Source organism: Bacillus sp. JJ1521 (assembly GCF_036965165.1).
GTDB lineage: Bacteria > Bacillota > Bacilli > Bacillales > Bacillaceae_L > Ferdinandcohnia.
On record NZ_JBALOX010000180.1, the window covers coordinates 1 to 11621 of the forward strand.

Here is an 11621-nt window from a genome sequence, read left to right on the forward strand (position 1 = left end):
AAAGATGTTTCGGAGAACCTCAACAAGGAAAAGGAACCAAGGTTATTAACCGAAGTGTTGAAGTAGCAACTAATTCGCTTACAGCGATGATAATAAGAAGTAAGGCGGACCAAGATCATCTTTTAGAAGTAAGAAGGATAATTGAAATACAAACGGTTCGTTTAGCTGCCATGAGAGCTAATGAACAAGATTTGAGTGATATGAAAAAGGCGCTAGAAAGAATGAATAATGCCGATACTCCCGACGAGGAATACAATTTTAGTGATTTAAAATTCCATGTTTTGATTGCGAGAGCTTCTAAAAATCCGATTCTCGAGTCTTTTATGAATGCAATCCAACCTTTAATTCTTGAAGCAATTAAGTTAACACAAAACCATCAACAAAGACCTGAAACAACCAGTAACTTCCATGCAAATATATATGAAAGTATTGTTTTAAGAGATGCTGATTTAGCAGAGAAATGTATGCGAGAACACTTAGTGGCTACAGAAAAAATGATTCAGTCGTTAAAATTAATTATCAGTGAGTAATCTTAGTTTACTTTGTATCTAAACATAATTATTTGAAGGTAAGGGAGGGATATTAGAATGTCTCTTAATAAAAAATCAGCCATTTTTTATTTTACTCTTGCAGTACTTTGTTTTATTTACTTCTTATCTGCCATTAAAATACCTTTTGGCAGTTTATCAAAACCATTACAAGGATTTTTTCCTGTAACGTTAAGTGTTATAGGAATAGCTTTATGCTTGTTTAATGGAATTCGAGACTTAGTAGAAAAGTCAAAACCGAATAAAGAAACGGGTCTGGAAGAGTCAGGTGTAGAATTTACAGATAAAAAGGCAGTATTCAAGCTTGTATCTTATATAGGTGTCATCATCCTTTTTATCTTATTAGCAGGTATTTTAGGCACGTTTACGTGCATATTCCTATTAGTTCTTGTACTAAGTAAAATACAAGGCTTACCAGGTATTGTTAAACCATTATTTATTGCAATAGGAACTGCAGTTGTTTTTTACCTTGTTTTTGGTTTACTACTTGAAGTGTTATTGCCAACAGGCATATTTATCTAAAACTTGATTCGATATTAAGGGGGTGGGATTAAATGATTATAGAAAGTCTACTTACAGCCTTTTCGCAAGCCTTTACTTGGGAAAATTTATTAGCGTGTTTCATAGGTGTATTTATTGGAACGATTGTAGGAGTGTTACCAGGTATAGGGCCAGTTGGAGCAATGGCTCTATTACTTCCATTTAGTTATGGAATGGATCCGGCAGCTGGGATGATCATGTTCGCAGGAATATATTATGGATCCATGTACGGTGGATCGACAACCTCTATTTTATTGAATATGCCTGGAGAATCAGTTTCCGTTATTACTACTTTAGATGGCTATCAAATGGCTAAGAAGGGAAGAGCTGGAGCTGCACTGTCAATATCAGCAATAGGTTCATTCATTGCTGGTACATTGGGGATAGTTGGATTAATGTTGTTTGCACCTCCTCTAGCCAAATTCGCATTGAAATTTGCGGCGCCAGAATATTTTGCAATAGCAATACTTGGAATTATTCTATTAAGCAACTTGACTGGAGGCTCATTTTCTAAGTCTTTTTTAATGGTCATTATTGGAATGATGCTTAGTAGTATAGGAACTGATCCACTAAGTGGATTTAATCGATTAACATTTGGTATTCCTGAACTTACAAGAGGGATTGACATGTTGCCAATTGCTATGGGGGCTTTTGGATTAGCTGAAATACTATCCACTGCTATTGCACCATATAAGACTGGTAAACTCATAAAAATTAAGGCAAAAGATTTATATCCAAAAAAGCACGAGATGAAGCGCTCAGTTAACCCCATTATGAGGGGCTCTATTTTGGGATTCTTTGTTGGATTAATACCTGGGCCATCTGGGGTTATTTCAACTCTAGTATCCTATAAGGCAGAGAAAGCAATTTCGAAAAATCCAAGTGAATTTGGTCAAGGTGCAATTGAGGGGGTTGCAGGACCGGAATCAGCGAATAATGGTGCTACTGCCGGATCAATGATTCCACTTTTAGCAATGGGGCTTCCTTTTAATGCGAATACGGCCATGCTTTTAACAGGATTAATGATTCATGGAATTACACCTGGTCCTACTTTTATTACAGACTACTCTGAGCTATTTTGGTTAGTTATTGCGAGTATGTACATTGGTAATGTTATATTGTTAGTTTTGAATTTACCACTTGTTGGACTTTTTGTTAAATTAACGAATGTGCCAGCTAATATTCTAATGCCGATTGTTACAGCTTTAATGTTAATAGGGGCTTATGGTGTTAATAGTTCTATGTTCGACGTTGTTCTCATTTTAATTTTCGGTATTGTTGGATTTGCTCTGAAATATTTCAATGTTTCCGCTGCGCCACTGGTTATTGGTTTAGTCTTAGGTACAATTTCTGAAGAAGGTCTTCGACAAGGGTTAATTATGAATGACGGGAGTTTCATAGGTTTCTTAACTAGACCAATTAGTGGAACGATATTAATTATTACGTTTGTTATCATCATTTTCCAGATTATAAGGGTTTTTCAATCGAAAGGACCCAAAATCAATTTGGACAAGGTTGTCTAATTCAACCTCATGGCAAAAAAATTAAAATCCAAAGGCCATGCTTTGGTACGAGGGGGATATAAATGAAGAAATTTAACAAAAAGTCGTTGTCGGGTTTTACTTTTTTACTTTTGTTGGTTTTAGTGATTGCAGGATGTAGCAAAGATACTTCATCAGGTGAAAAGGTCTCCAGCTTCCCAGAAAAAACAATTACGATGGTTGTTCCAACAGCCGCAGGTGGTAGTTCTGATGCTATTGCAAGAGTAATGGCTAAATACGCAGAGGAGCATATTGGTGGGGCGATGGTTGTTTCAAACGTACCAGGTGGAGCATCAACATTGGGTACTGGAGAAGTGGTTAATGCGAAAGCAGATGGATACACACTAGGGTTCCCACCAGTAGGTGCAGTAAGTGTGCAACCACATTACGGACAAATTAATTACACATATTCTGATTTAGAACCTATTGCACAAGTATCTGAAGAAGCAATTGTTCTTGTTTCACCTAAAGGGAAATTCAAGAACTTAGAGGATTTGGTGAAGTATGGAAAAGATAATCCCGGAGCAATAAAATATGGTAACTCCTCTGTTGGTGGACCAGTTCATCTTGTTCTAGAAAAATTATTTAGTGATGCAGGAGTTAAAGCAGAAGTAATTGGTTACAAAGGTTCTGCAGAAGTAAAAGCTGCTTTGCTTGGGGATCATATTGATATAGGTGTAATGCATCCTGCTGAAGTTCTTCCAATCCTAGAATCAGGCGATGTTGATGCGTTAGCAGTTTCTACTTCAACCGGTGAACGCGACCCATCACTACCGGGTGTAGCAACATTTAATGAATTAGATTATGAAATTAATTTTACAGTTTGGAAAGGCGTATTTGGTCCAAAAAATCTCCCAGAAGATGTTAAGAAAACATTAGTTGAGGGATTCGATAAAATTCTAAAAGATCCTGAATTTGTAGCTGAAATAGAAAAACTAGGTCAAGCTGTAGCTTATATTGGACCTGATGAGTTTACCAAGAAAATTGAAGAAGAATACAAATACTACGGTGAAGTAATTGAAGCCACCGGTATGAAGGAAATTGTTACTGGACAGAAATAAGTATCATTAAAATTAAGTTGGGGGTAGTGATAGGAAATAGTAGAAATATTATTTCCTATTATCATTTTATAATATGATGAAATATTTCTTATTAAGTATTGCGGTTTATTTTTTAATTATTGGAATTCGTTATGTTTATTTCACACCAAATATGGGGAGTACAATGGCCTATCGTACACCATTATCGGTAAATAATGAAAAAATCTGGTATTTCGCACAAAAGCTATATGGCAAAAGACTAATACTTGGAGCATTCATGATGACTCCAATCATTATGATTGGTTTTCAAATATCACTTGATTTTTGGACGTTTTTATTATTTTTAGTTTTTGAAATCATAATTGCAATGGTGATGGCAATTTCAGTTGGAAGAACGTTAGCTCAAAAGTTTTATTAAACTATATTTAGTATGACACGATTGATTTTTAACGGGGTGAGATATTATGAGTGATCAAAAGGTTATTGTTTTTGGGGTAGATGGATTGATTCCTGAATTGGTTTATAAATTTTCATCTGAAGGAGCTTTACCCAATATATCTAAGCTGATGAAAAGCGGAGGAACTACAGAGTTATTACCTTATATCTCAACATGGGGTGATGTAAACTGGGTCTCTTTTATTGCTGGTCAAGCACCGGGAACAAGCTGGGTTGGACAAAATCTACCTAACAAAAATGGAGAGAATTTATTAGGTATCATGCAGAAAGAAGGGAAGAAAGCAGCCCTTGTTCATTTTCCAGGTACAGTTTCAGTTGAAAACACAGAACATTACCTCTTTGCTCCTTTTTTCGGGGGAAAGGGCAATACATTTGAAGTGAGCCAACCAGCTATATTTAGTACTACTAAGAGCCATTGGACAGAAAAGGTGAAAAAAGAGGCGCTAGGATGGCCTCCAGAAGGTACATTGGCACATCATGAAAAAAGGAATATTTCGAATATCATTGCAATAGATGAAGCACATTACCATTTTTTCATTAATACAGTGAATGGAAGGAAAAAGGAAGTTCTAGTAGAGGTTATTAATAATAATCAGTTATTATTAAAATTTGATAATGAAACAGAAGTATACATAGAATCGAACAACTGGTCAGAATGGTGCTTAGTCCCTATTGATGAAACATTAGGTTATGTTCGTTTTAAACTCTTATCACTCAATTTGGCAGCTGGAGAACTTACAATTTTGCAATCACAAATTACTGCAATAGGCAGAATTTCAAATGATGGAGAAATAGAAGAAGAGATAATATCGAAAAACGGGCCTTTTATTTCAAAATGGACAGTGAAGGCATCACCTGATGAGCCATACTTTGAAACTAGTTTTGAAGAAGCAGAATACCAAGCTCTCTGGTTAGCAAAAACTTCTTTGCAGCTTATTGAGGAAAAAGGATTCCATTTGTTTGCAACTGTTTTCCGGTTAAATGATGAAACTCACCATACTTGTTTAGGAAAATATGACTCTGAATCTCCCTTCTATGATGAAGCGGAAGTGGATAAGTACGAAGAAGTTATGAAAAAAGCATATGAAGTTCTTGACCATGCTATTGGATATATATTGGACCACAAAGATGAAAATACGACATTAATTTTAGCATCTGATCATGGAAATGTCCCAAACTCCTATTTTTGTGATATTTATAAAAGATTAGAAGAATATGGACTTGTTAAGCTGGATTCTGAAGGGAAACCGATATTATCAGAAAGTAAAGCCTTCTTAAAAGATGAAAGAGGCGGGTTAGAAATATTTGTTAATACAAAAGAAAGAAACCCATTCGGAATTGTTGATCCGTTGGAATATGAGAAAGTACAATCACAAATTTATCATTCCCTTTCAACATGGTACCATCAGACCGAAAAAGGCCAACTTAATGTGGTGAATCTAGTGTTACGAAAGCAAGATGCAGCCATGATAGGTTATTGGGGCGAAAATATGGGAGATGTAATTTTTACATATAATCAAGGTTTTGTTTGGGGAAGCAACAATAAAGACATTGTAGGATCGGTTACCTCACATGGAGCAAATCACGGTCCACAATCACCAAGCTCTAAGACGAGAGATTCTTCTAATTTAGGACTTTTTATTTGCCAAGGTAAACACGTGAAAAGTGGCTATAAAAGAAAAACGTCCCATATAGGCTATTATTTAATGAATGATTGTGGTACAACAATTGCTAAAATCATTGGGATTCAATTAAAAACGCTAGATGGTAGAGTAATGGCAGATTTAATGAACGAGTAACACGAACGTCTTTGAAAGAAGAATCAGGAGGATAAAAAATGGACGTTGTTACAATTGGAGAAACAATGGCACTGTTTACCCCAGAGACAACAGGAATGATGCGATACGCCAAGAACTTTACAATGAAGTTTGGTGGTGCAGAATCAAATGTTGCAATTGGACTGTCCCGTTTAGGACATCAAGTCGGGTGGATAAGTAGAGTAGGAAATGATGAATTTGGTAAAGGGATTCTTTCTTATTTAAGGGGAGAAGGTATTGACACTAGTCGTGTGAAAATTGATTCAGAGTCGTCTACAGGAATTTACTTTAAGGAACCTAGACGACAAGATGATTTTAGAATCTATTATTATCGTAAGAATTCTGCTGCTAGTAAACTAAATAAATATGATTTAGATGAGCATTATATATCACAGGCAAAATATCTTCATCTTACTGGAATTACACCAGCACTCAGTGAAGGCTGTTATGAAATGATTATGGAAGCGATTAATATTGCAAAACGACATCATGTGAAAATCGTATTTGATCCAAATTTAAGAACGAAATTGTGGAATGGTGAAACTGCTAGAAAAGCACTGTTATTCATTGCATCTAAAGCAGATATTATTCTACCTGGAATAGATGAAGCACACTTTATTTTTGGAGAAGATAATTACAAAGAATTAGGAAAAAAATTTTTAGAATTAGGTGCGTCAATCGTAGTCCTTAAACTTGGAGCAAAAGGTGCTTATTATTTCACACAACATGATAGTGCGATTGTTCCTGGCTATCATGTTGATCATGTCGTTGATCCTGTAGGTGCTGGGGACGGTTTTGCAGCAGGTTTTCTTTCAGGGATGTTAAATGGTTTACCGATTAAATGTTCAGTTGAACGAGCGAATGCAGTTGGTTCATTAGTCACAAGAGTCGAAGGAGATGTTGAGGGGTTACCTGAAATGGAAGAGATTAACGCATTTATTAATAATGGTTTTATTGATGTAGTTCGGTAAGGAGTGGAGATTATGAATCTTGTGGAACAAATAAAAGAGAATAAGATAGTTTCAGTGATACGAGGTGCTAGCATAGAAAATATTATCCCTATTGCAAATGCACTCTTCGAAGGCGGGGTTAAAACTTTAGAAATTACCGTTGAAACCCCAAAGGCTTGTCAAATAATCGAAAAAGTTTCAGATACTTTTGGGGATAAGATGATTATCGGAGCAGGGACTGTACTTGATGCTGAAACTGCTAGAATAGCTATTATGTCAGGAGCAAAGTTTATTTTTTCTCCAACAGTAAATGTTAAAACTATAAAAATGACAAAACGCTATGGTGTTATTAGTATTCCTGGTGCATTAACTCCAACCGAAATACTAACTGCTTACGAAAGTGGTGCAGATATAATAAAAGTTTTTCCGGCACATGCGTTCGGTCCAGGCTATTTAAAAAGTATTCATGGCCCTCTTCCACATATTCCATTAATGCCAACTGGTGGGGTAGACTTATCTAATATTCAGAATTACTTGAAGGCAGGAGCATTTGCATTAGGAATAGGAAGTTCATTAGTTAACACCAAAAATATTGGGAATGCTAATTTTTATTCGGACTTAAGAAATAAAGCTAAACTATTTTCAAACGAAACGAGAAACCAAAATGGTGTAAGTGCTTAATACTTCAAAATAGAGATTCTAACACAATGTTAGAGTCTTTTTTAATGCTCTCCAAAACACCAAAATTAATGTTTTTTTAGTGTCAAATCTCATGCCTTGAATAGAGGAGTAATACTGGTGTAATGGTCTTAACAAACCTGGCAAATTGAAATAAAAAGTTGTTGATAAAGTAATTAGAATTGAGGATATATTCCCGTGCACAATTCTACCTTTACTCTTTTATATACTTTTTCTGAACGAGGCATAGTAAAGGCAGGAGAGTTAACAAACATAATTATCATTATGTGTAATAATTTATACATTCGTATAATTCAATGTTGAATCCAATATGAACTGTCTTCCGTAGGAAAACAGTTAAAATATTTAGTGGTTAATTTAAAAGGTAAACTTTACTACATCAATATGTCTGCGATCAACACTCAAGCCACGTTGAGTACGTAACGCAGATAAGATGAAAAGGGCTTTGGGGTCTGTAACAATTTCATTCTTGAAACATTTAGTGAATAGCCTTTGTAACAAGATGAATTCTAGTTCTTTCTTTACAAGACACCACAAAAGAATTTATAATAAAGTAGAATTCATTTGCTTTACTATTATTTTTATGTTTTAATATATTGGTAGAAATTAAAATAACCTAAAAGAAACAGCTTTAAAATTTTTTAATAAACAACCTAATAACTGTAAAAATGCGGAAGCACCGCTAATATACGATGGGTTACGTACCTGCATCGTTTTATTAGTGGTGCTTTTTTGTTGTTTTTAAAGATAAAATTTTCAGAAAAAGGTGTCTCTTTCAGGTAGAAGATATGACCTAGTTATGGCGATTTTATTAAAAGATGTACCAGAGTAATCTGTAAATCTCGAATTAGAAGTAAAGGCTAACACTACTATCCAATATTTTTATTATAGAGTATAAGAAACTTTTTTTGGCGAATACTACCCCCAAAATAGGGGGTAGAAAATTATGGAAAGAAGTGTTTTATACAACATTAAACCAATTGGGATGGGGACACCGCTTGTTGAATCCCTAACAAGTTACATTACAAGGTTAGCAGAAGCACATTGTGTTCTAACGGGTGATTTAATCTCGAAGATATACGCACCCTTATTAAATAAAGAGTATCTATTAAGGATCTCAAATCGTGGAGGTAATGGTTTTTTCGATTCAGCAATTGGGATAAATGGTTTAGGTAAATTAGCTTATGAGTTTACTGAACTTACCAATAGCTTCACTGGTAGAACAGATATTAGTTGTACAACTTTGCAAAATTGGTCGTCTATATTACCAAACAGGGGTTTGTTTAAGAAAACAAAATCATGGTGTCCTGATTGCTTTGAAGAATTACGTGTTAACGAAGAAGTAATTTATGAACCATTAATATGGAATATTCAAATGGTGAATTACTGTATAAAACATAGGACTAAGCTTGTAAACCTTTGTGAGAATTGTAAAAGAACAGTACCAGTAATCAGCCGGAAATCAATACCGGGGTTTTGTTCCAGATGTGGTAATTGGTTAGGGACTAACTCCTCAAAAAATGAGGGAATCAAAGAAGATGTAAATGAATTCTTTACCGACATTTCGTATATTGGAGAATTATTATCCAAAAATGAGTTAGATCTCTCTAATACTAATCTTACAGAATCTATTAATTTTTATGTTAATAACTTCTTTGAAAAATCCCTATCTAAAACTGCTCAGTATTTTAATATACCTAAAACAACTTTTAGGATGTGGGTATCTGGTGAAAATCTTCCAAGTTTAAATTATTTAGTTAGGATGTGTAAAGTTCTTGGTATTTCTATAGTGGAGTTTCTACAAACAAAAGAGCCTCTTATAAAGCAAGATACTACAGTTTGTTTAGCAACAAAAAAAATTAAACATGACCATGAAGAAATTAAGAGTATTTTAAATAAAGTAATTGAAACTAAACAGCCAATATCAATAAGTGGTGTGGCCATGTTAATTGGCTGTGATAGAAAATTGCTTTCAAATATGTACATTGTGGAATGTAATCAAATAAAGGAAAATTATAATTCTTTTTTACTTACTAAAAAAGAACAAAGGATTTCCGAAAAAAATAAGCAGCTAAACGAGACATTTAATTTATTGGTTAATCAAGGTGTCTATCCAAGTAGAAGAAAATTGGAAGAACAATTGGGTATAGGATTTTTAAAAGAGAAAGCATTACAAGAAAAGTGGAATGAATTAAAAAAGGAGAGCTGTTTTTATGACTTATTATAGTAAAGAATATATGGTCGATAAGGTTAAAAAAAATCGAGTACTTAGTACTATTTTGGATAAATATTCCGGTCGTTTACTAGGTTATTATTTGTTGCTTGAACCACCAGTAAATGTGTCGGGCATGAAGGAAACTTTAGAGCTGGTTAGAGGCAAATAGTTTTCATTCTAGAGAATGTACAAGAACAGGTTTCTAAATTGATGAAAACGAAGATATTGCTATGAATTATAGAAGGAGTTGAATTATCTATGACATATAACAACAATCAAAAAGAGAGATTATTTGAAAAGGTAATAGACATATCAATAAGACCATTCCAAAGAGCAATAATTACTCACACTTGTTTGGATACATTATTGTATTGTCCAGTAATGAAGGTTTCTATTGGGAGACCTTGGCTAACAATTTTAATTGATGATTATTCCAGAAGAATTTTAGGATTTTATTTATCTTTAAATCCACCAAGTTATGTTTCAAACCTAGCGGTTATCAGGGAATCTGTGAAAAAGTATTCTCGAATACCTAATTCCTTTGTAATCAGTAGTGGGAAAGAATTTTCAAATGTTCATTTCCAAAGCTTTTTATTTCAATTTGGTTGCACAGTTTCTTTTTATCCAAAGGATTCTAAGAATGAGAATAATATTGAGGCTTTATTTAGAACAGTTAAGAATTTTGTAATATATGGATCTGAACCCCGAAAGTCTTTATGGACTTTTGAAAGTTTAGAAAAATCTCTTTCTTTGTTGTTAGATGAAGTTTATGACAAAGAACCTAATAATAGATTAGGCACTAGTCCAAGGGAAACATTTCAAACCTCTATACAAAGTGGTGAAATTCCCAATAGATACATTAGATATGATGAGGAATTCAAGATATTAACTTATCCAATAGTTGAACGTAAAGTTATCCCAGGAAGGGGAATTATGATTAATTCTTTTTATTATTGGACAAAAGAGTTTGTCCAACCGGCTATAGAAATGAAAAAGGTTACAGTCAAGTATGATCCTGTTGATTTGGATATTGCGTTTGTTTACATCAATGGTGGTTGGAAGAAACTAAAAAAGGATAGCAAAAGACAAAAGACAAATTTCTAAGAGAATAAAAGTAAGGAGCTCTAACATAAATGATGAATGATTTTGATCTATTTTGCAGTAAAAAGGGAATTAGTGATGAGACCAAAAATTATATCAACAATAGTATTAGATATTCAGAACCATCTCGTAGAGTTCAAAGCGGGAAAGGGAATGTCAGAGGGTTCTATTCTAGTAAAAAGATGGGATTAACCATACAATTTGAAAGCCACACACTTGAACTGTGTGGAATCTATTTAATGGAGTTTGATAAAACCGTTTATGAGTTTTATGACCAACCAGAAGGATTTACCATTAATTACATTATAGATGGTAAAAATAGAGGTCATAGATATACAGCTGATTTCTTTGTAATTTCGGAAGATTTTATTGGTTGGGAAGAATGGAAAACAGAAAAAGAATTATCCAAGAAGATTGAAGAATCACCGGAACGATATTGCTTGGATGAAAATGGCCAATGGAGATGTCCTCCAGCAGAGGAATTTGCAAAGAAAAAGGGCCTTTCTTTTAGAATACGATGTTCTAATGAAATTAATTGGAATTTACAAAATAATATTCGCTTTTTAGAAGATTATCTTTTAGAAGAAAATCCCACGGTTTCTTTAACCAGTCGAAATATTATTCTTAATTATGTTCAATCAACACCAAATATCACCCTCGATGATTTATTATCGATTAAAAATGCTTCTTTTACCGCGGATGATATTTATAAAC

The 11621-nt window shown here is 34.0% G+C and carries 12 protein-coding genes; all 12 read left to right on the forward strand.

Annotation, left to right across the window (positions count from 1 at the left end; all coding sequences use genetic code 11):
• The coding region (locus tag V7147_RS20730; protein WP_335369706.1) for a FadR/GntR family transcriptional regulator at window positions 1–530 on the forward strand (530 nt) is incomplete at its 5' end.
• A gap of 57 nt (window positions 531–587) precedes the next feature.
• Complete coding sequence (locus V7147_RS20735) at window positions 588–1070, forward strand: tripartite tricarboxylate transporter TctB family protein (RefSeq protein ID WP_335369707.1); 483 nt, start codon at window positions 588–590, stop codon at window positions 1068–1070.
• A 32-nt stretch (window positions 1071–1102) separates the two neighbouring features.
• Window positions 1103–2611 carry a tripartite tricarboxylate transporter permease gene (locus tag V7147_RS20740; RefSeq protein WP_335369708.1) on the forward strand — a complete coding sequence of 503 codons (1509 nt, stop codon included), beginning with the start codon at window positions 1103–1105 and terminating at the stop codon, window positions 2609–2611.
• Window positions 2612–2673: 62 nt separating this feature from the next.
• Complete coding sequence (locus V7147_RS20745; protein ID WP_335369709.1) at window positions 2674–3690, forward strand: Bug family tripartite tricarboxylate transporter substrate binding protein; 1017 nt, start codon at window positions 2674–2676, stop codon at window positions 3688–3690.
• A 163-nt stretch (window positions 3691–3853) separates the two neighbouring features.
• Window positions 3854–4087, forward strand: a complete 234-nt coding sequence (locus V7147_RS20750) for an SdpI family protein (protein WP_335369710.1) — start codon at window positions 3854–3856, stop codon at window positions 4085–4087.
• A 46-nt stretch (window positions 4088–4133) separates the two neighbouring features.
• Window positions 4134–5924 (forward strand): alkaline phosphatase family protein, encoded by a 1791-nt coding sequence (locus tag V7147_RS20755; RefSeq protein ID WP_335369711.1) that lies wholly within the window; start codon window positions 4134–4136, stop codon window positions 5922–5924.
• A 38-nt stretch (window positions 5925–5962) separates the two neighbouring features.
• Window positions 5963–6913: a sugar kinase gene (locus tag V7147_RS20760; RefSeq protein ID WP_335369712.1), complete on the forward strand. Its 951-nt coding sequence runs from the start codon at window positions 5963–5965 to the stop codon at window positions 6911–6913.
• Between the two features lie 12 nt (window positions 6914–6925).
• The gene (locus tag V7147_RS20765; RefSeq protein ID WP_335369713.1) at window positions 6926–7573 is read left to right on the forward strand and encodes a bifunctional 4-hydroxy-2-oxoglutarate aldolase/2-dehydro-3-deoxy-phosphogluconate aldolase; all 648 of its coding nucleotides are present in this window, start codon (window positions 6926–6928) and stop codon (window positions 7571–7573) included.
• 964 nt (window positions 7574–8537) lie between these two features.
• On the forward strand, window positions 8538–9818 hold the full coding sequence (locus V7147_RS20770; RefSeq protein WP_335369714.1) for a TniQ family protein: 1281 nt from the start codon (window positions 8538–8540) through the stop codon (window positions 9816–9818).
• Window positions 9805–9975 carry a hypothetical protein gene (locus tag V7147_RS20775; protein ID WP_335369715.1) on the forward strand — a complete coding sequence of 57 codons (171 nt, stop codon included), beginning with the start codon at window positions 9805–9807 and terminating at the stop codon, window positions 9973–9975. Before V7147_RS20770 ends, V7147_RS20775 begins: the two co-directional genes overlap by 14 nt.
• A gap of 89 nt (window positions 9976–10064) precedes the next feature.
• Complete coding sequence (locus V7147_RS20780) at window positions 10065–10910, forward strand: integrase catalytic domain-containing protein (protein ID WP_335369716.1); 846 nt, start codon at window positions 10065–10067, stop codon at window positions 10908–10910.
• Between the two features lie 29 nt (window positions 10911–10939).
• A partial coding sequence (locus V7147_RS20785; RefSeq protein ID WP_335369717.1) for a TnsA endonuclease N-terminal domain-containing protein occupies window positions 10940–11621 on the forward strand: 682 nt, incomplete at its 3' end.